This window comes from Virgibacillus phasianinus (genome assembly GCF_002216775.1).
Taxonomy (GTDB): domain Bacteria; phylum Bacillota; class Bacilli; order Bacillales; family Amphibacillaceae; genus Virgibacillus_F; species Virgibacillus_F phasianinus.
The window spans coordinates 2,069,769-2,089,915 of the sequence record NZ_CP022315.1; the positions used below are offsets into that span (position 1 = coordinate 2,069,769).

17 protein-coding genes and 2 tRNA genes are annotated in these 20,147 nt (G+C 43.7%); 15 read left to right on the plus strand and 4 right to left on the minus strand.

Annotated features, from left to right (window positions below):
• The first annotated feature begins 49 nt into the window (after positions 1-49).
• From CFK37_RS10010 to CFK37_RS10045, 8 genes are all read left to right on the plus strand, one after another.
• Positions 50-793 (plus strand): FadR/GntR family transcriptional regulator, encoded by a 744-nt coding sequence (locus tag CFK37_RS10010; RefSeq protein WP_089061721.1) that lies wholly within the window; start codon positions 50-52, stop codon positions 791-793.
• Position 794: 1 nt separating this feature from the next.
• Positions 795-2,063: an FAD-binding oxidoreductase gene (locus tag CFK37_RS10015; RefSeq protein WP_245837197.1), complete on the plus strand. Its 1,269-nt coding sequence runs from the start codon at positions 795-797 to the stop codon at positions 2,061-2,063.
• A gap of 1 nt (position 2,064) precedes the next feature.
• Complete coding sequence (locus tag CFK37_RS10020; protein ID WP_425445340.1) at positions 2,065-3,450, plus strand: (Fe-S)-binding protein; 1,386 nt, start codon at positions 2,065-2,067, stop codon at positions 3,448-3,450.
• A 69-nt stretch (positions 3,451-3,519) separates the two neighbouring features.
• Entirely contained in the window at positions 3,520-4,929 is a 1,410-nt protein-coding gene (locus tag CFK37_RS10025) for an FAD-linked oxidase C-terminal domain-containing protein (RefSeq protein ID WP_245837381.1), read from the plus strand.
• 75 nt (positions 4,930-5,004) lie between these two features.
• Positions 5,005-5,793, plus strand: a complete 789-nt coding sequence (locus CFK37_RS10030; RefSeq protein WP_089061723.1) for a fumarylacetoacetate hydrolase family protein — start codon at positions 5,005-5,007, stop codon at positions 5,791-5,793.
• A gap of 121 nt (positions 5,794-5,914) precedes the next feature.
• Positions 5,915-7,678: an L-lactate permease gene (locus CFK37_RS10035; protein WP_089061724.1), complete on the plus strand. Its 1,764-nt coding sequence runs from the start codon at positions 5,915-5,917 to the stop codon at positions 7,676-7,678.
• A 294-nt stretch (positions 7,679-7,972) separates the two neighbouring features.
• Positions 7,973-8,650: a uracil-DNA glycosylase gene (locus CFK37_RS10040; RefSeq protein ID WP_089061725.1), complete on the plus strand. Its 678-nt coding sequence runs from the start codon at positions 7,973-7,975 to the stop codon at positions 8,648-8,650.
• Between the two features lie 110 nt (positions 8,651-8,760).
• Positions 8,761-9,897: a hypothetical protein gene (locus CFK37_RS10045; RefSeq protein ID WP_089061726.1), complete on the plus strand. Its 1,137-nt coding sequence runs from the start codon at positions 8,761-8,763 to the stop codon at positions 9,895-9,897.
• Positions 9,898-10,031: 134 nt separating this feature from the next.
• On the opposite strand, the gene CFK37_RS10050 is transcribed toward CFK37_RS10045, so the two are convergent.
• Positions 10,032-10,107: transfer RNA gene (locus tag CFK37_RS10050), tRNA-Thr, on the minus strand.
• Between the two features lie 238 nt (positions 10,108-10,345).
• On the opposite strand from CFK37_RS10050, the gene CFK37_RS10055 reads away from it, so the two are divergent.
• The 3 genes from CFK37_RS10055 to CFK37_RS10065 all read left to right on the plus strand — a co-directional run bounded on the left by CFK37_RS10055 (position 10,346) and on the right by CFK37_RS10065 (position 13,600).
• Complete coding sequence (locus CFK37_RS10055) at positions 10,346-11,233, plus strand: alpha/beta fold hydrolase (RefSeq protein ID WP_089061727.1); 888 nt, start codon at positions 10,346-10,348, stop codon at positions 11,231-11,233.
• A 216-nt stretch (positions 11,234-11,449) separates the two neighbouring features.
• Positions 11,450-12,799: a C1 family peptidase gene (locus CFK37_RS10060; protein ID WP_089061728.1), complete on the plus strand. Its 1,350-nt coding sequence runs from the start codon at positions 11,450-11,452 to the stop codon at positions 12,797-12,799.
• 117 nt (positions 12,800-12,916) lie between these two features.
• Positions 12,917-13,600 (plus strand): plasmid pRiA4b ORF-3 family protein, encoded by a 684-nt coding sequence (locus CFK37_RS10065; RefSeq protein WP_089061729.1) that lies wholly within the window; start codon positions 12,917-12,919, stop codon positions 13,598-13,600.
• A gap of 151 nt (positions 13,601-13,751) precedes the next feature.
• Here the strand turns inward: CFK37_RS10065 and CFK37_RS10070 are convergent.
• A tRNA-Ala gene (locus CFK37_RS10070) sits at positions 13,752-13,824 on the minus strand.
• A 146-nt stretch (positions 13,825-13,970) separates the two neighbouring features.
• Here CFK37_RS10070 and CFK37_RS10075 point away from each other — a divergent pair.
• From CFK37_RS10075 to CFK37_RS10090, 4 genes are all read left to right on the plus strand, one after another.
• Entirely contained in the window at positions 13,971-14,564 is a 594-nt protein-coding gene (locus CFK37_RS10075) for a helix-turn-helix domain-containing protein (RefSeq protein WP_245837198.1), read from the plus strand.
• Between the two features lie 105 nt (positions 14,565-14,669).
• Positions 14,670-15,938, plus strand: a complete 1,269-nt coding sequence (locus CFK37_RS10080) for a hydroxymethylglutaryl-CoA reductase, degradative (RefSeq protein WP_089061731.1) — start codon at positions 14,670-14,672, stop codon at positions 15,936-15,938.
• Between the two features lie 3 nt (positions 15,939-15,941).
• Entirely contained in the window at positions 15,942-16,370 is a 429-nt protein-coding gene (locus CFK37_RS10085; protein ID WP_089061732.1) for a hypothetical protein, read from the plus strand.
• Positions 16,371-16,373: 3 nt separating this feature from the next.
• A complete protein-coding gene (locus tag CFK37_RS10090) occupies positions 16,374-17,723 on the plus strand; it encodes a tripartite tricarboxylate transporter permease (protein ID WP_089061733.1) in 1,350 nt (449 codons plus the stop codon).
• A 39-nt stretch (positions 17,724-17,762) separates the two neighbouring features.
• Here CFK37_RS10090 and CFK37_RS10095 read toward each other — a convergent pair whose 3' ends face one another.
• Together CFK37_RS10095 and CFK37_RS10100 are read right to left on the minus strand one after the other, a co-directional pair.
• Entirely contained in the window at positions 17,763-18,596 is an 834-nt protein-coding gene (locus CFK37_RS10095) for a YitT family protein (RefSeq protein WP_089061734.1), read from the minus strand.
• 84 nt (positions 18,597-18,680) lie between these two features.
• Positions 18,681-19,784 carry a class II histone deacetylase gene (locus CFK37_RS10100; protein ID WP_089061735.1) on the minus strand — a complete coding sequence of 368 codons (1,104 nt, stop codon included), beginning with the start codon at positions 19,782-19,784 and terminating at the stop codon, positions 18,681-18,683.
• Between the last annotated feature and the right edge of the window lie 363 nt (positions 19,785-20,147).

The window sequence follows — 20,147 nt, forward strand, 5'->3', positions numbered from 1 at the left end:
GTCCACCTCAGTCCCGCCGATCCTCTGTCCCAAATGAGGGGGGATTCGTGTGCTTCATGTTCGGAGAATCGCTGGGAAGTCTGAGATTGTCGTTGAACAAATTGAGGGATGGATCCGTTCTGGTGATGTTGAGCCAAAAGAGAAGCTGCCGTCCGTAAGGGAATTATGTGACATGTTTAAGGTAGGTCGCTCAGCCGTGCGTGATGCGTTGACAACGCTGAAGGGAAAAGGTCTTGTCGACGTGCGGCATGGCGAGGGCACGTTTGTTTGCCATATGGACACCACTAACTTGCTTCCCGATGTGCTGCTTCAAAAAGGTGATATTACCAAGCTTTATCAGGTTCGAAAAATACTAGAGGTCGGCATTGTTGAGATGGCTGCAGTTAACGCCTCATCTGGTCAGCTGGATACAATGAAACATGAGCTTGATGAATTATCAAAAGCTGAAGCAGTCAAAGGGTGGGAAGCAGACTATCAGTTTCATCAGGCTATTGCGGCAGCGTGCAGCAATGATATTTTAATTGATCTTATGGAAGCGGTTTCAGCAACGATTAAAAAAGGGATGATCGATTGTCACCGTATCATTCTGTCAGATAAAAGGTTATCATCCGATGTTGCAGCGCAGCATGCTGCTATATACGATGCGATTAGAGCTACTGATAAGGCAAAGGCACGTGAAGCGATGCTTTATCATCTTACTTATGTGGAGGATTTATTGAATAGTCACTTGCAGAATTCAAACGAAGTGCGGGACGAGGGACCTGTCCCTCCGTCCCGCAATGGGGGCGATTAATTTGGATATTGGTGTGGGGCATTTGCTTGGTAATGGTGGGATGCAGTTTGTGGAGGCTTTTTCTGAGGATGATATTCGGGAGGTGCTCGTCGATGCAAATGAACATGACAAAACGGTAAATATTGTTTCGGGTGGAACGAAGCGGGGGTATGGCGGGACACTGGAGGAAGCGGATATTTTGTTATCACTCGCGAACTACACGGGGATTGTGGAGCATTCTGTTGGTGACCTGACATTGACGGTTAGACCCGGATCAACGTTAAAGGAAATTTCGGATGAACTGGCTAAACATGGGCAGTGTGTAGCACTTGATACACACTGGCCGGAAAAGGCCACGATCGGCGGTATTGTTTCCGCGAATGACAGCGGCGCGAAACGGCTGCTTTACGGATCCGCCAGAGACTTGGTAATCGGCATGAGGGTCGTATATGCTGACGGTAAAGTTATCCGAACAGGCGGTAAAGTGGTGAAAAATGTGGCCGGTTATGACATGAATAAGCTGTTTATCGGTGCGATGGGAACGCTTGGTGTGATTAGCGAAATCACGATTAAGTTACGGCCATTACCGAAATATGAGGGGCTGTCGCTTTTACAGTTCAAAGGAGGCAGTATGCAGGATATCCGTGATTTTTCGGTAAGCATTCTTGATTCGATGATGGAACCAGTCTCACTTGAACTGCTAAACCCGTCTATCGCTGAAAAAATGACCGGCAACCGTTTTTATACCCTTGCGATTGCTTTTGAAGACCGGGAAAAGGCCGTCCTTGATCAGGAAAACTGGATAACAAACCAGCTGCCGAGTGGCGTCAAGCATTTCGAGCTGCACGAAGAAGAGGCACAGCAATGGTGGGAAAAATTTCGTCGTGTCGGACCGAATGGCCATAATGACCAAACAAACGATGCAGACACACAAGCAGCACTGAAAATAGGCAGCAATAATCTCGATATTCCTGCCAACCTGGAGGCTGCAGAGTCGCTTGTAAACCAACATCATGTTGCGGTAGAAGCGCATGGCGGCCTTGGTCATGGCATTTCGAGAGTTTATGTAAAGGGTTTTCCAGAAGACATTGCATCGTACTGTAAAGCACTGCGTTCAAAGGTGGAAGCAAAACATGGGTATGTCATATGTACACATTTGCCGTTTTCATTACGGGACACAGTTGGCGTTTGGGGAGAGAAACCAAGTTATTTTTCATTATTTGAAGGAATTAAGCAAACGAATGACCCAAAGAGAATCCTGAACCGCCAGCGTTTTGTAGGAGGTATCTAAAATGAGCACGGATGAGCATCGATTAGCAGATATGTTGAACAATGCTGAAGGCGGGCTAGCCTGCCAAACGAAGCGTCTTGGAAACTATTTATGGGATGACCTTCCCGATAAAGATAAATGGGCCGACTGTGTTCACTGCGGCATGTGCCTTGAGGCCTGTCCAACCTACCAGGAAACTGGAGAAGAGCATCAATCACCGAGGGGGCGGGTGTATTTAATTAAAGCTGTTGCAGAAGGAAAAATTGATGTGAATGAAGCTTTTGCCAAGCCAATCTTTGACTGTCTGGATTGCCGTGCCTGTGAAACAGCATGCCCGGCAGATGTTCAAGTTGGCGGTCTGATTGAGGAAGCCCGTGGACAAATCCGCCAGGCAATGCCGTTAACTGGATTCAAGGGTGCCCTTAGCAAGACTGTGCTGAAGGGAGTTTTTCCATATCATAACCGCTTGAATATACTTGGTGGGTTAACAAGGTTTTACCGAAAGAGCGGGATGCAGCGTGCGGTACGAAAAACTGGCTTACTAAACGTGATGCCGGCGCATTTGAAAGAGATGGAATCAATTCTGCCTGAGGTCGGAAAGCCTGTACTTGGCAGGTATCCGGAAATTATTCCTGCTGAAGGGGAAACGAAACAACGGGTTGCCATGCTGACCGGCTGCGTCATGGATGTCATGTTCAGTGATGTGAATGAAGCGACCATTCGTGTGCTGACACATAACGGATTTGAAGTTGGCCTACCGAAACAACAGGGCTGCTGTGGCGCGCTGCATATTCACGCGGGCGAACGCGATACGGGAAAAATACTTGCTAAACAAAATATCGAAGCCTTTAAAGATTACGATAAAGTGCTGGTTAATGCCGCTGGCTGTGGCTGTGCACTGCAAGAATACCCTGAACTTTTTAGAAATGATCCGGAAATGCTGCCGCTGGCGGAGGAGTTTTCGGCGAAAGTAGAGGACGTTTCCAAGTTCCTGTATGACCATGATTTCAAGCGTCCAGAGGCAGAAGTGAAGACAAAGGTGACCTATCATGATGCGTGTCATCTTGCGCACGGGCAAGGAATCCGCTTTGAACCGCGCCAGCTTTTAAAAGAAATCCCGGGCGTCGAAATGGTCGATTTGCCTGATGCTGACAGATGCTGCGGCAGTGCTGGAATCTACAATCTTACCCATCCTGAGATGGCAGGGGCGCTCCTTGACCGCAAGATAGATGATGTTCCGGACAACGTGGAAATGATTTCAATGGGAAACCCTGGCTGCATGCTTCAGATTGCGATGGGTATTGAAAAACATGGCAGAAGCGAAAAAGTTGTTCATACTGTTCAGCTGCTTGATATGGCCTACGAAAAGGAGAAAAAAGAAGCAGGAAAAGTCGTGGAATCGCACTAAAAAGGAGTGAGGGGCTTGTTTGGAAAAAGTCGTGAAAAACAGAAGCCTGATGCAGTTGTCCAGCAGTTAATCGCTATTGCTGGTGCAAGTCAAGTCCTATATTTGAAAGAGGATCTCGTTGCATATGAGTGTGATGGATACACGATGTCAAAAGGAATGCCACGAGCGGTCGTTTTTGTAAAAAATGCGGAACAGGTGTCTGACATTGTGAAGAGATTAAATAAAGAAAAAGTTCCCTATATTGCGCGCGGGGCAGGAACAGGCTTAAGCGGGGGTGCGACTCCGTTCGGCGGTGAAGTAATCATTAGTCTGGTCCGAATGAAGAAAATGCTGCACATTGACCTGGAAAATAGAAAGGCAGTCGTTGAACCGGGCTACGTCAATCTAAAGCTGACCCAATCCATTTCAGATAAAGGGTATTATTACGCACCGGATCCTTCCAGTCAGTACGCCTGTACAATCGGCGGTAATGTTGCCGAGAATGCAGGCGGTGCGCACTGTTTGAAATATGGTGTTACGACGAATCATATTCTTGGACTTGAGGTTGTTCTTCCGAGCGGTGAAATCATTGAAATCAGCAAAGATGGAATTCCGGATCAGCCAGGCTATGATTTGCTTGGCATTTTGACTGGTTCAGAGGGCACACTTGGCATCGTGACCAAAATTATCGTGAAGGTTTTAAAAAATCCGCAAGCGAAGAAAACGGTTCTCGCCTATTATGACGATATCCAGGATGCTAGCCAGGCCGTCTCAGAAATTATTTCAGCTGGTATTATTCCGGCAGCACTGGAAATGATGGATGCAATCGCCATCGAAGGGGTGGAATCAGCTGCTTATCCAGTTGGGCATCCGCGCGATATTGCTGCTTTTTTACTGATTGAAGTTGACGGAATTGAAGCTGGAATTGATGACCAAATCAATGAGATTCTTACCGTTTGTAAAAATAACCATGTCCGCGAGGTGAAAGTGGCAAAAGATGAAGCGGAGCGGGCACTCTGGTGGGCGAACCGTAAGATGGGTTTTGGTGCAATGGGAGCCATCTCTCCCGATTATCTAGTTCAGGATGGTGTTATTCCAAGAACACGCCTGCCTGAGGTGCTCGCCAATATTGCCGCGATTAGTGCGAAATATGAGCTTCGTATCGCGAATATTTTCCATGCCGGAGATGGAAATCTGCACCCGTTAATTTTATTTGATGCGACGATTCCCGGTGAAAGTGAGCGTGCTTCTAAGGCGGGATCGGAATGCTTAAAGGCGTGTGCCGACGCCGGTGGCTCAATCACTGGCGAACACGGTGTCGGAATTGAAAAGTCAGCCGAAATGCGGTTCATTTTCAGTGAGCAAGAAATGGCCGCCCAAACAGATATCCGTGCCGTCTTTAATCCCGAGGATCTATTAAATCCAGGAAAACTGTTCCCAACCCCCGGCCGCTGCGTCGAGATAAGGGACAAAGACCTTGTCCCAGTGAAAGGGACATAGGGACAGGTCCCGCGTCCCGGTGAAATCGTGGGACAAGGAGCCTGTCCCTCTGTCCCAAAAGGAGATGAATAATAAATGAAATTTGCTAGATTTAAAAAAGGTGAAGCTATTTTGCAGGGAGTTGTCACGGAGAATGGGATTCAGCAAATTAATGGTGACATATTTTCTGACTTTGAGCATACAGAATTAATACATGCTATTGACGAGATTGAACTGTTGGCGCCGCTTACGCCACGACATGTGATTGGGATTGGGGCTAACTATGTCGGTAAAACAGCCGATTTACCGTCAAAATTGCCCGCGATTCCGGTATTTTTCTACAAACCAGTTTCATCAGTTATCGGAAGCGGAGCGCCCATTGTAATCCCAGATCAGATTAAAGAAGTGAAATTCGAGGCGGAGCTTGCCGTGGTGATGGGAAAACGAGCAAGCAACCTATCCAAGGATGACGTAACGTCTCATATATTTGGCTATACAGTGGCTAATGACGTTACCGCGCCACAACTTTTTCATGAGGATGGCCACTGGATGGTAGGGAAGTCATTTGACACGTTCACGCCACTTGGCCCATATATCGAAACCGAACTCAATCCCGATGAGGTCAATGTTGAGGCCTACTTAAACGGAGAGAAAAAGCAAGACAGCCAGACAGCACTTATGATTTTTTCCATGCGAAAAATGATTGCCTACCTGTCAAGTGTCATGACACTGGAAGCAGGCGATGTGATCCTGACTGGCAGTCCGCTAGGCGCTGAAATGATGAAGGACGGTGCCGAAATTAATTGCAAAATCGCTGGGATTGGTGAATTGCCTAATCCGGTTGTATCTTACCAGAAAAGTGCCGTTGCTGGGCACCGCAGCTGACGTAACAGAATTTGTATCAAAAAAAGGGGCGATTAATATTGCATAACAACGGCGTTTCTTCTTTGGGCAGAATGGAAGCGCCATTGTTATTTAATATATTAATTTACAAGGGGGAAAGAAAATGGGGAATGGAACATTAGCTATTCTGGCCCTGCTTCCGATTATTGTTGTTGCAGTATTTCTAGTCGGACTCAAATGGCCAGCAAGTAAGGCAATGCCGCTCTCGTACATCGTCGCAGTTCTACTGGCACTGTTTGTTTGGGATGTAGCCTTTCCGAAAGTCGCAGCAGCATCTGTTCATGGTCTGATTGTTGCCGTCACGCTCTTATTTATTATCTTTGGCGCAATTTTGCTCCTGAACACACTTCAGGAAAGCGGTGGTCTTCACACCATCAGGCGGGGTTTTACGGATATTACACCAGACCGCCGAATTCAAGTGATTATTATCGCCTGGCTTTTCGGATCCTTTATTGAAGGGTCAGCCGGATTTGGTACACCAGCGGCTGTGGCTGTGCCGCTCCTAGTTGGACTTGGGTTTCCGGCGATGGCAGCGGTGGTATGCGGTATGATTATCCAAAGTACTCCGGTATCATTTGGGGCAGTAGGTACACCGATGGTTGTCGGGGTAGGAACAGGGGTTGAGCCGCTCAGCCAAATCACCGATGTTTCCGGTTTCGTATTTGGTGTTGCTGGGAAAGTAGCTGTGCTGCATGCCATTGCAGGACTGTTAATCCCATTATTTTTAGTCGCCATTTTAACCCGATTTTTTGGCAAAAATAAGTCATTCAGTGAAGGGCTGAAAGTATGGAAATTCGCAATTTTTGCTTCGCTTGCCATGACGATTCCATATATGATCGTTGCCAATACATTGGGGCCCGAGTTTCCTTCCATGATAGGTGGTTTGGTTGGGCTGGCAATTGTTATTCCAGCAGCGAAAAAAGGATTTCTCATGCCAAAAGAGGATGACATTTGGGATTTTGAAGCCAAAGACCGCTGGGATCCAACATGGACTGGACGAGTTGAACTGAAACAAAGCGATATTTATGCAGGCAAAATCAGCATGATGCGCGCGTGGGCTCCATATGTATTAATTGCTGTTCTGCTGCTTATTTCCAGGTTAACCGTTGTTGGTGACTGGCTAAAGGCTGGCAAGATTACGATTCCGCATATTTTTGGAACGGAAATCTCCTCCAGCTGGGAAATCCTTTTTTCACCAGGTTTTATTTTTGTCGTCGTTTCCCTAATCACGTACTATATGCACGGAATGAAAGGATCTGAGTATGCCCGTGCTTGGAAGGATTCTGGTAAAACCATGATTGCTGCAGGTTCAGCGCTGGTCTTCACCGTCCCCATGGTACAAGTATTTCTTAACTCCGGTGGAGGTGCTTCTGGATATGAAAAAATGCCGCTGGTGCTGGCAGATGGTGTAGCAAATATGGCGGGCTCGCTGTATCCATTTTTTGCGACGTTCATCGGTGGACTTGGTGCCTTTGTAGCTGGCAGTAACACAGTCAGTAATATGATGTTCTCCCTGTTCCAATTCGGTGTGGGTGAGCGTATCGGAGCTGACCCGACCTGGATGGTTGCATTGCAGGCGGTCGGTGGCGCTGCTGGCAACATGATCTGCGTGCATAACGTTGTTGCTGCATCAGCAGTAGTTGGCCTTGTTGGAAAAGAGGGGCACGTAATCCGTAAAACACTGCTCCCATTTTTCTATTACGCACTGTTGCTCGGTTCCATCGGCTACTCCATCATGTGGACAGCCGATAAAGGAATATTCAACATCGGATCAATCATCGCCGTCATTATCTGGGCAGTCATCATCTACTTTATCGCAACAAATAAAAAACGCCTAGACTCCATCCCACACGATATAGCATCGTAGGGACATAGGGACAGGTCCCTTGTCCCTGGTCTAGGATTCAAGCGATACTGGTTGAGTTTTGTAAGATTATGCTGTTAGTGCTTCTGTGCATGAGATCCATGCCATTAGCACTAGCAGCCTTTTTAATCTTTGAACTATCATTGACTAGACAGAAGAAAGAGCGGTAAACTCGGTGGAGGTGGGAAAGTTTACAGGCGCCTTGTCCCCTCTGAGATCAAGTAAGAAGGCCCAAACTCAGGGAGGGACAAGGTGCCTGTCCCCGCGTCCCACCAAACTAGGAAGGAGGTGTTGTTGATGGTGCAGGAGATTTTGGCGAATGATTGGAAATTGTTATTGGGTGATGAATTTAAGAAACCATATTATTTGGACTTGCGTTCTTTTTTGAAAGATGAATATCTGGACCGGGAGCAGACTGTACATCCCAAGATGGATGACATTTTTAATGCACTGCACTTTACCCCTTTTCATCATGTGAAGGTGGTTATTCTTGGGCAGGATCCATATCATGGACCGGGTCAGGCGCATGGACTGAGCTTTTCTGTGAACCCGGGCGTTGCTGTGCCGCCATCGCTCAGGAATATTTTTAAGGAAATGAAGGATGACATTGGCTGTTCCATGCCTAAAGATGGCTACCTAGCTAATTGGACAAAACAGGGAGTGTTATTGCTGAATACCGTGCTGACTGTAAGGGAAGGACAGGTCCACTCGCATCAGGGAATGGGATGGGAGAAATTCACCGATCGCGTGATTACTGCATTAAATGAAAAGGAAACACCAGTAGTCTACATATTATGGGGACGCGCCGCACAAAACAAGCAAGTACTAATTGATACAGCCAAACATTATGTAATTAAGGCACCGCATCCAAGTCCGCTATCCGCACATCGCGGCTTTTTTGGCAGTAAGCCTTTCTCCAAAACTAATAAACTGTTAAAAGAAATTGGACATGAAGAAATTAATTGGTGCATGTAATTTAATGGATTGATAGTCTTTTCAATTTAATAGGGATGTGTTTGAAAATTGCCCACCTAGGGAACAGGAAATCTATTACATAAAAAGTAAGTTAAAGGAAGTGAAAAGCAGTGTTAAAACGTGTGATCATCCTGTCAATCATCATTAGTATCACGGTGCTTGCAGCATGCAGTGAAGCTACGAACTCCACCAATGAGGGTCAAAAGCAGGATGACAATTCCGCCAAAGATCATACATCGGAAGACAGTAATAAGGGAGAGGACAAGCAGGACAAGAAGGAGAAGGAGGAGAAAAAAGAGAAACCTGCAGAACCAACGTATAAACCAATTGAACCACCTAAAGATACGAAACCACTGAAGGAAAAGTATTCACCGGAAGTAAAAAAGAACATGCCTGCTGCTGAAGCACATGGGGCCGATCCCACAAGAACAGTGCCGCTCGGCGAGACACTATTGAAAGGAAAAAAGGATCTGACCGACGGACCCTTGAAAAATAATAGATTAGTAGCTTTCTATGGAACACCGAAGTCTGAAAATATGGGGATTCTCGGAGAATATCCTCCTGAAGTAATGATGGAAAAGCTGAAGGAGCAGGCTGCAGCATATTCTAAACTCGATCCCGAACGCCCTGCCGTACCGACGATTGAGTTAATCGCAACGGTAGCACAGCGTAAGCCAGGACCTGAAGGCTTATATATTTCCGGGCCGTCGAAAGAGGTAATCGACCAATATGCACAACTTGCAAAAGAAAATAATGCATTATTGCTCCTGGACATCCAACTCGGACAGGCCACTGTGATGGAAGGCTTGAAGAAAGTCGAACCTTATTTGAAATTGCCATATGTACATTTGGCCATTGATACCGAATACAGTGTCGAGGAAGGCGAAGTTCCCGGAGTGAATCTTGGCCATGTGGACGGATCAAGTATCCAGAAAGCGGTTGAGCGTGTTGATGAAATCGTTGAGAAAAATAATCTGCCAGATAAATTAGTGGTTGTCCACCAATTCGGCAATGGCATCGTCACCAATAAAGATAAAATAAAACCTACTAGCAATGTTGAAGTAGCTTTAAACTATGATGGTTTTGGTGACGCGGCAATTAAGATGAGTGCCTACGGTAAACTGGTTCGTCAGCAGCCGATTCAATACGGCGGATTTAAATTATTTTATGAAAATGATAAACCATTGCTTACCCCAAAACAGGTGTTGAAGCTTGATCCAGCGCCAGCAATTGTGGATTACCAGTAATGAAAAAGAATAAAGCCAGCAGATTCAGCTTAATTAGCGTCTGCTGGCTTTTTGTGTTCAACAAAAAAGACTATCTCCTAATAAGGAAATAGACATCAAAATACATATGTACGTAAATAGTATTTTAACAGTAATGGTGCTGGTGAGAGGATTCGAACCCCCGACCCCTTCATTACGAGTGAAGTGCACTACCACCTGTGCTACACCAGCGTGTATAAAAAGCAAGAATAAAATTTATTACAATTCCTACACAATAGAATAACATATAATTTTAATTTATGCCTTAATAAAACTTTTATAAGGGGATTGAATTAGGGGCTAATAAATAAACAGGTTTTAATTGGGAAGTAAAAATCCCAGGTATTCGGTAGGGGGATAAATAATCACCGGGCTATGGAAATGTTATCATAGATAAGAGTAAACATTAAATTATCAAGGGGGTTATGATATGTTCGCAAAAATTAATGGCACGCGTATTTACTTTGACGTGGAAGGGAGAGAACAGGTGTATGACGGAGAGGCATGGAGGAAAAAGCCTGTTTGCTTTATCCTTCATGGAGGACCTGGAGGTGAACATACAATATTTCAATCATTTCTTACACCATTGTCCAAATATATGCAGTTGGTATATATTGATCAGCGCGGGTGTGGTCTATCCGACCGGGGACCGACATCGACTTACACAGTTGAAAATAACGTTGAAGATTTGGAAGCACTTCGATTATATTTAGGTCTGGAAAAGATTATCTTATTTGGACATTCTTATGGAGGGATGCTTGCTCAAAGTTATGCACTCCGATACCCTGACAGCGTATCCGGGCTTTTCCTTATCGCTACAACACCAAGCCATCACTTTGCGGAACTGGCACAACAGAAATTAGAGGAAAACGGGACAGAGGAGCAGAAAAAATATGCCAAGCTAATGTTTGAGGGAGCTATTAAGACCGAAAAAGAAATGGCGGAATATTGGGTTGTGATGGATTCGCTTTATTCTTATTCATCGAGAGGAAAAGTGAAAACAGAAGAAGAAAAAAAGGCAATCGCGAAAGAAAGGTCGACTTTTAATTGGTCAGTAGCAAATGCAGGACAAGAGTTCATAGCAACATTTGACTTCGTTGATCAATTAAGTGAAATTACATGCCCTACATTAGTTGCTGGGGGCCACTTTGATTGGGTTTGCCCAGTAGAGTACTCCGTGCTTATGGCAGAAAAAATTCCTGACAGTGAGTTAGTAATCTTTGAAAAAAGCAGCCATAACATATTTGTGGATGAATATGAAACGTTTAACGCGGAAGTCTCCTCATTTGTTCAAAGAAGATTAGGGGAGCTATTATAGTTTACTACCCTGTTTCATAGAAGGGTTGCTGGATTGAAAAGAGTTGTCTCTGTCCGATCAATTTAAAATAGGGAAGATCTTGTTGAAGTCGATTAAATTATTGATATGGAAGGAAGTGAAAAATAATTAAGGCTAAATTTTATATTCAGAACCTTTGTTATTCTCATAAATAAAGCATACAATTAAAGGAGTAAAAAAGTAAAGGGGAGAATACAGATGACAAATGAAATAGTTTCACAGAAGGAAATAGCTTTACAGATGGTAAAATCCTTCTCCAATAAAATTCAGGAGAATCCTCAAAATCAGATTATCAAGCATGCCATGATGAAAAATGGAATTCAGGGATCGATTGAAAACAAAGCATCTTCGGTTGCAATGAATCACGTATTTTCCGAGGAAATTAAGACTGGGAAAGTGACAAATCAACAGCAAAGCGGACGCTGCTGGATGTTCGCTGCACTAAATACGTTCAATCACAGGTTAAATGATATCTTCAACCTGAAGGACTTTGAGCTGTCACAGAATTATACAAACTTCTGGGATAAATTTGAAAAGGCGAATTACTTCTTGGAAAATGTCCTGGAGACTGCTGATGAACCGCTTGATGGCCGACTGGTTTCATGGATTTTAGCAACGCCCCAGCAGGACGGTGGGCAATGGGATATGCTGGTTTCACTGATTGATAAGTATGGTATTGTGCCAAAACAAGTAATGCCAGAGACTTTTCACAGCAGCAAATCTAGTGAACTAAACAATCTGCTGGACGCAAAGCTGCGGGAAGATGCTAGTAAACTACGCGAGCTACATAAAGAAGGAACAGATTTGCAAGAGGTCAAAGAAGCAATGCTGTCCGAGATTTATACGATTCTTGTTTATGCGCTTGGTGAACCGCCACAGACATTTGACTTTGAATTCCGGGATGAAGATAACGTCTTCCACCGCGAAGAAGGAATTACGCCACAGGAATTTTATCAAAAATACGTGGGATTAAATCTGGATGATTATGTGAGCATTATCAATGCTCCGACAGCGGATAAACCATATGGTAAAACGTATACGGTCGAGCGGCTTGGCAATGTGATTGGAGGCGCGCCGATCAAGTATTTGAACGTGGATATGGAAACGTTAAAAGAACTGGCTGTCGAGCAGATTAAGGATAATGAAAGTGTCTGGTTCGGCTGTGACGTTGGTCAGGATTCCAATCGCAAGGACGGGATCATGGATTCATCCATCTATGATTACGAGAATGCGTTCGGATTTCCTATCCATCTGTCAAAAGCGGACCGCCTTGACTACCACGACGGCATGCTGACACATGCAATGGTTCTGACTGGAGTCAACCTTGTGAACGGCAAGCCGAATAGATGGAAGGTCGAGAATAGCTGGGGTGAAAAGGTAGGAAATAAGGGATATTTCGTGATGAGTGATAATTGGATGAATGATTATACATACCAAGTCGTCGTTCATAAAAAATATCTCTCCGAAGGGTTGAGGAAAGCCTGGGAACAGGAACCAATTACTCTTAAACCATGGGATCCAATGGGGTCTTTAGCGATGATGAAATAAGAAAGAACGCCCGGTGTCCAATTATGGCCGCCGGGTTTTGTTTACACTACTCACGGGAATACTGTACCAAGGTGAATGATAAGATAAGCATCCAATCAGGAAGAAAGAAGTGACAATATGAAGGCCTACCAAATCAAAATCGAATTAATTGGGTCAGAACCTTTAATTTGGCGGCGGGTAATAATGCCAGCTGGAGCAACGTTTCATAGACTACATAGCATTATTCAAACGGTGACTAATTTCCAAAGTTATTATACAGATGTATATTATCATCTTTTTTCATTCGATTTACCAGGTGACAATATTAGGGTTACGAATGATGAGCAAGCCTATCAGGAACATCAGCATTTTAAGAAAAATCGTAAGGAAATAGAGAAGAAAATGATGAAGGATGTTCCCCCGGAATTTGCAGGAGCTCAAGAGGCACAGCTAGCTAACTTAAGAACGGTGATACGAAAGCCGACCGGGATCAAGATTGATACGTACATTGAAAAATATGGTTCTATCTATTATACGTATGACTTTGGCGATGATTGGCAGTTTTTGATAACGCTAGAGGAAGTTACAGAAGATTATCCGTATGGCTATCCAACATTGCTTGATGGAGCGGAAAATGCACCACCAGAAGATGTTGGCGGCCTCCCCGGCTATTATGAATTCCTCAACATTTATCACAATGATAATCATCCAGAGCATAAAGAAATCAGAGCCTGGGCAGATGATCAAAATTACAGAGATTATGACAAAGATTTTATTAATCGTATGCTTAAATTCAGCAAGTATAAGAAAAATGAAAAGTGATGGTTATATTTAATAGAACAGTACTGGTGAAAAAATAGGTTTTTCTTTTTCAGTATTTGTTAATGATATAGTAGTTAATTTGCTGAACTCGGGCAAAACAAAAAACACGGTTTCCCGAATAATAGTGGAAACCGTGTTTTTTATTTGGTTATGGAGCATAGCGGGCTCGAACCGCTGACCTCTTGCATGCCATGCAAGCGTTCTCCCAGCTGAACTAATGCCCCGAATATTTCCTATTACAATTATATGCTTTTTATAGAAATTTTCAAGTAGTAGAGAAGCAGAAATTTATATCTGTATTTTTTGATTATTTATTATTGACAGATATTTATTAACCCTTTAATATGGTATTCGAGATTAGAATTCAACAATGTTGAATAATAAGAAACCAACTAGAATGGAGGGGCATTTCATAGACTTTTCATTAATTGGAAATCGGGTGCGTCAGGCACGTTTAAACAAACAGTTGACACAGCAGGAATTATCGGAGCGGTGCGGATTTACCAAAAGCCTCTTATCAAAAATTGAGAATGGGCGCATCTCTGTAGCGATTGCCAGTCTGTCGAAAATTGCAGATAATCTGGAACTGCCAATTTCCTGGTTTATCGAGCAGCATGAGGAGGAAGACTTGGTTATCGTTCCGGCTGATAAAAGGGATGTCGTAAGCGAGCGTGATGATATGGGGTACTCCTTTGAAACGCTGGCTAACTTTTCCCGGTTTAGTCCAATAGAACCGACCATCATTACAATCGATCCCAGCCTAAAAAGGGTTGAACCATACCATCACAAAGAAAATGAATTTATTTATATTTTGGAAGGAAAAGTCAGGTTAAGCTATGATAATTCTATTCATCTTATGCACAAGAATGACAGCGCTTACTTCAAGGGGGAGAAACCTCATATTTTTCTTCCTGCAAACAATGACCGCGCAAGAGTATTAACTATTTTTATAAGGCAAGCATGAAAAAATAGTAATCTAAGAAAATGGTACTGCGACAGGATAACAGTTCGTTTCAAAAACACTTGATCACAGCTAAGATTTTCTAAAATAAAACAAAGGATGATTAACATGACAGGTACACGAATCCCGGGTTTTTATAACCTTTCACCAGAAGAACGTTTGGATTTAATAGCAGAAACAGCAAATTTAACTGAGGATGAAAAAAAGGTGTTAATGGGCTTATCGCCATTATCGATTACCAGGGCAAATAGAATGGTTGAAAACGTGATTGGTTTTATACCGATCCCGCTAGGAGTGGCGGCAAATTTCAAAGTAAACAATAAAGAAACCTTTGTCCCAATGGCTACTGAGGAGCCTTCCGTTATTGCAGCAGCAAGTCATGCCGCCAAACTGGCATATGAGACGGGTGGTTTTTTTGCCACTACAACTGGATCCATTATGCGCGGGCAAATCCAGCTGACGAATATCCAAAATCCATATGGTGAGATGGCCCGCCTCTATGAAAACAAGGGACGGATTCTGGAACTTTGCAATGAGCAGGACCCGACACTTGTTTCGCTGGGCGGCGGTGCGAAGGATATCGAGGTTCATATCATTGAGGAAGGCGAAAGTCCGATGATTGTTTTACACCTGCTGGTCGATACCAGGGATGCGATGGGAGCTAATGCTGTCAATACGATGGCGGAAGCAGTGGCTCCATTGATCGAATCCATCACCCATGGCAGGGTTAACCTTAGGATTATTTCAAATCTTGCCGATAAACGGCTGGTCAGGGTGCGCGGGGAGTTTAAGCGGGAAACAATTGGCGGGGCTAAGGTAGTCAATGATATTATAGAAGCATATAAACTGGCTGATGTTGATCCTTACCGGGCTACAACACATAATAAAGGAATTATGAACGGGATTTCCGCCGTTGTTCTTGCTACAGGTAATGATACACGGGCGATTGAGGCTGGAGCACATGCATATGCCGCAAGATCAGGGCGTTACCGCTCACTGACACATTGGGAGAAAAATCATGAAGGGGATTTAGTTGGCACGATGGAAATTCCGATGGCTGTGGGGATTGTTGGCGGTGGCACTAAGTCAAACCCTGTAGCAAATTTAGCCCTTAAAGTTCTTGGTGTGAAAACAGCAGAGGAACTTGCCGGAATAATTGCGGCGACGGGTCTCGCCCAAAATTTTGGAGGATTAAAGGCGTTAGCAACAGAAGGTATCCAAAAAGGGCATATGGCGCTGCATGCCCGAAGTTTAGCGTTAATGGCTGGTGCCGATGAAAGCAATATCGATGCGATTGTTGAGCGTGCAGTCCAGGATCAGGATGTCCGTTATGATCATATTCTTGCTATAATAAACTCAGAAGAGGGGAGAGGGTAACGAGTGAATGATGAAATGAAGTCAAGTGAATCGGAATCCGATTATTATGTTGAAATTTTAGGGGATACGGTTTCACCATCCCATGTGCTTTACTCTATTTTGATAAGCATCGTTCTTGGATTAGGCGGTTTCTTGATTGGGAAACAATTTTTTCCGCTGGTTGCTGAGGATACAATGGTCAATTCTTATTCACTGCTTCTTGGCATTGCGGGGTGTGTGGCTGCACTAGTACTTTCTGCAATTTTATTTCGTCCGAAGCGAATATTGACGGAATCGCAGGCAAATAAAGAAGATGCTAATAAACTATTGAAGGATTTACAGGTCGACCTGGATGAAGAGTATGAAGTAATAAGGAAAGATCCAGTCACTAGAAAAGAAATGGAAGACTTGCAAATTGCTGATATTTTTACGCATGATGAAAAGGAGAAGTAAACAATGGACATTTATGTAATTTCAATCTTGTTGGCAGTTGTTGGCGGTGTCCTGTTTACACTAATCGGATTGATTTCCGGGTCGGATGAAACCGCTACCATGGTTCCATTCACCTTGTTGGTTATTTTACTTGGAGCACCACCTGTTGCTGTATTTTCATTTTTCATGGCAGCAGTTATCTCGAAGCATCTGACCCATGCTGCGCCAACGGCTCTAATGGGGATTCCAGGAGATACCATGATGGTGCCGCTGCTTGACTATACAGAAACACTCAGGAAATTAGGAGTTCCCCATATCGCAGTGCGAAAAATGATATCAGGCGGACTGATTGGCGCATTAATTTCTTTTCCGGTTTCCCTTTTATTTGCGCAATTCCTTGGCCAATTTGCTGAGTTTTTTAAGGAGTATACGGGCGTCATTTTTGCTGTAGCAGCAGTAATTATTGCTTATTTTTCCAAAGGTAAATGGGTAAGTGTATTGCTAATTGTTCCATTTGCTATGCTTATACAGGGTCTGAATCTATTAAGCTTTGAAGTATTGGGAAAAAATTTGGCGATAAGTTTCTTTTTAGGTATTGCAATTGGGCCGATGTTTTCTGATATATTAATAGCTTTATCCTCCAGCGCGAGGAAGGATGTGGTCCGGAAACATCCGCAAAAATATAATCTTGCGCCGGAAATCAAATCGTGGTCTGGCTATTTTCCGAACCCGCTGCGGATTTTAACGAGTCCGCAAAAATGGTTCACTTCCTTTTCATCTTTTATAACATCATTTACTTTTACGTTTAGTCCAACGGGAATGACTGCCCTAATGGGGGAACTTGTCGGTTCACGAATTAAGGGTCTTTATAAACGTTCGACGACAACTGTTTCGGTTATGAATGGTGTTACCGAGTCTACATATATTGCTGAAACGATTATTCCATTAGTTGCCTTTGGGCTCCCATTAAGTCCGATGGCATTAGGTCCAGCTGCCGCATTATTTAATGCACCGCCAGTATTTTCAGTAGACCATAATTTGCACCATCTGATGTCATCATGGGACTTCTTTATTTTTGGGGCTATTGGTCTGATTGTCGGAGCAATAATCGCGTATCCTTTTGTCATGAATTACTCACGCAAGGCTACAGTTTTTATTATGAAATATATTAGTCAGGAAGCTATTATTGGCATGTTTATTGCTATTGTTTGTGTGATTGCCTATTATGAGGGACAGGTTACCGGGATACTTGTAACCTTTACCGTTGCGGCTGTCGGGGGATTGTTTAACCGGATTCTTGGTGTTGGTTCGGGCGTGCAATTTATGATTTATTATGGTTCCGCCTGGATCATGGCTGTATTGATCGGACTTTAATTTTATGTATGGTGCCTGTACAAATGCAGGCACCAGCCATCAAGCTCCTTTATACCCTTTTCTGAATATCTCCTGTACATTGTGCACCGTCACATAGGCGATCGGATCGATATCCTCGATGATCTTTCGAAGCTGGACAATTTCCTGTTTATTGATAACTAGATAAAGAACTTCTCGATTTTCTTTCGTATAGCCGCCCCGGCCTTCTAAAATAGTCAAACCGCGCTCCATTTTATTGATTACCTGTTCTAGCACTGCGTCCGGGTGTTCAGAAATAATCATCACCGCCGTACGTTCATTGGCGCCTTCCACAATGATATCAATGACCTTAGCCCCGACATATACGGAGATCAGCGTGTACATAGCTTTTTCCTGACCAATGATAAAAGAGGACCCTGCAATTACGATGATATCGATGATGAGCATTCCTTTTCCAATACTCCAGCCAAGAAGTTGATTGGACAGCCGCGCAAGGATAGCCGAACCACCTGAAGTCCCGCCGGTGCGGAATATCAGACCGAGTCCAAGTCCAACCGTCAAACCGGCGAATAAGGCAGCAAGCAATGTATCGCCATTAATCTCTTGTCCGATATGATCTGTTACAAATAGGAAAAGAGAGGTAAACAGGATGGAAATGACCGTATACCAAATGATTCGTTTACTGAAAAACTTGTAGCCAATTGCCAATAATAACGTGTTCACTACAAAGTTAACAAGCCCCGGCGACCAGTCAAATAAATAATACGTAACGATAGTAACCCCGATCACACCACCCTCAGATAAGCGGTTCGGGATGGCAAAATAATTAATGCCGATTGCAAATATTAGTGACCCAATAATAATAAGAATAATGTCCTTCGTAGTTCTATTCATCTATCATCCCTCCCACAAACTATCCTAAGTATATAGGTAATGGGCAGGGTCTGTCATCCGGAACTTTCGCAATTATACTCTGGACTACAAATTCCAGTATTTTCTTTGAATCTCTTTTACTTTATCAATGGCCTCTATTTGATTTTGATAGACTGGTCCTTCATGATATCCGAGGTCAAATGGGTCCTCAACCTGACTGCGTTTCCCACTAAAGGCTTCCAAAACTTTCAGTGTGCAAAACGGGACATATGAAGTGCTATAGCCGCCTTCATGGCAAGCAACTAATTTTCCATTACAATGTTTTTCCGCTAGCGCCTTTACCTTTGCAGCCATGTTATAAAAACCTTCGGCCGTAACAAGCATCCGTCCGAGCGGGTCAAACCGGCTTGGATCCTGACCAGCGGAGACCAAAATCAGCTCTGGCTGAAACTGATTAACAATAGGTTCGATTACTTGTTCAACCGTATAGTCATATCCTTCGTTTCCTGTTCCGGCGGGTAATTCGATGTTAACATTATAACCCAATCCATCTCCTTCACCGGTATATGTAATAGCGCCGCGGTGTTTCGGGAAAATATTTTCCTGATGCACAGAAATAAATAAAACATCGGGGTCAGCATAAAAAGCACTTTCCGTTCCATTTCCGTGGTGTACATCCCAATCCAGAATCAATATACGCTTTAGCCCATATATTTCACGGGCATATTTTGCCGCAATCGCAATATTGTTAAATAGACAAAATCCCATTCCTCCAGTTTGTTTGGCATGATGGCCAGGGGGACGGGTGAGGGCATAAGCATTGCGGACTTGCTCCTTCATTACTGCGTCCACTGCAGTTAAAGCCCCGCCGGCAGATAGTAATGCAATTTCATAGGAAGCAGGTCCAACATTAGCGTGTTCACCAGCATCTCCGCCGCCACCTTCGCTTAACGCTTTAACCCTTTCAATGTAATCGGGTGCATGGTTTTTCTCGATATCTGCACGAGTGGCATACCTCGGCTCTAACTGTTCCAGCTCTTTAATAAATTTGGAACGATCCAGTAAATTCTTTATCCGCCGTTTTGTTTCTGGATTTTCCGCATACGCATCTTCCTGTATCCAACCACCCGCATTCAACATTAGCGCGCCATTTCCTGTTTGATGCCAAAAGTAGCTTTCATCACAGATGAACCCGGTTATCTTTTGCATGTAGACCACCCTTTTCCTGTTGACTTGTCGACAATATAATAATGAATCTAAGGTAGCATAAAGTATAGAATAAGTAAACAATTCTAAATAATCCTAAAAATTTGTTGACAAAAAAATTATGTTGACCCTACAATAGTTACTAATATTGATTTGTCGATAAAATAGATAACTGAGTATTAAAGAGGTAAGGGTGTCACTGATTTTCAGGCGCATCATCCATTGTAAATGATATTATCAAACCCAGAATGAAAAAAAAGATGATAAGAAATTGTTGGGATACAGCAAAGTTTCCGTGATTATCATGTCGCTGATTCGTTGTTTCGTTTTTGACAAGATCGTCTGCTTATGAAGCGACTGATGACG

What these genes read in the sequence shown, in the direction of transcription:
- CFK37_RS10065 (WP_089061729.1), top strand. Translation starts at nt 12,917, where the DNA reads ATGAAGGCCTACCAAATCAAAATCGAATTAATTGGGTCAGAACCTTTA.
- CFK37_RS10030 (WP_089061723.1), top strand. Translation starts at nt 5,005, where the DNA reads ATGAAATTTGCTAGATTTAAAAAAGGTGAAGCTATTTTGCAGGGAGTT.
- CFK37_RS10090 (WP_089061733.1), top strand. Translation starts at nt 16,374, where the DNA reads ATGGACATTTATGTAATTTCAATCTTGTTGGCAGTTGTTGGCGGTGTC.
- CFK37_RS10020 (WP_425445340.1), top strand. Translation starts at nt 2,065, where the DNA reads ATGAGCACGGATGAGCATCGATTAGCAGATATGTTGAACAATGCTGAA.
- CFK37_RS10035 (WP_089061724.1), top strand. Translation starts at nt 5,915, where the DNA reads ATGGGGAATGGAACATTAGCTATTCTGGCCCTGCTTCCGATTATTGTT.
- CFK37_RS10100 (WP_089061735.1), bottom strand. Translation starts at nt 19,784, where the DNA reads ATGCAAAAGATAACCGGGTTCATCTGTGATGAAAGCTACTTTTGGCAT.
- CFK37_RS10075 (WP_245837198.1), top strand. Translation starts at nt 13,971, where the DNA reads ATGTTGAATAATAAGAAACCAACTAGAATGGAGGGGCATTTCATAGAC.
- CFK37_RS10060 (WP_089061728.1), top strand. Translation starts at nt 11,450, where the DNA reads ATGACAAATGAAATAGTTTCACAGAAGGAAATAGCTTTACAGATGGTA.
- CFK37_RS10055 (WP_089061727.1), top strand. Translation starts at nt 10,346, where the DNA reads ATGTTCGCAAAAATTAATGGCACGCGTATTTACTTTGACGTGGAAGGG.
- CFK37_RS10095 (WP_089061734.1), bottom strand. Translation starts at nt 18,596, where the DNA reads ATGAATAGAACTACGAAGGACATTATTCTTATTATTATTGGGTCACTA.
- CFK37_RS10080 (WP_089061731.1), top strand. Translation starts at nt 14,670, where the DNA reads ATGACAGGTACACGAATCCCGGGTTTTTATAACCTTTCACCAGAAGAA.
- CFK37_RS10040 (WP_089061725.1), top strand. Translation starts at nt 7,973, where the DNA reads ATGGTGCAGGAGATTTTGGCGAATGATTGGAAATTGTTATTGGGTGAT.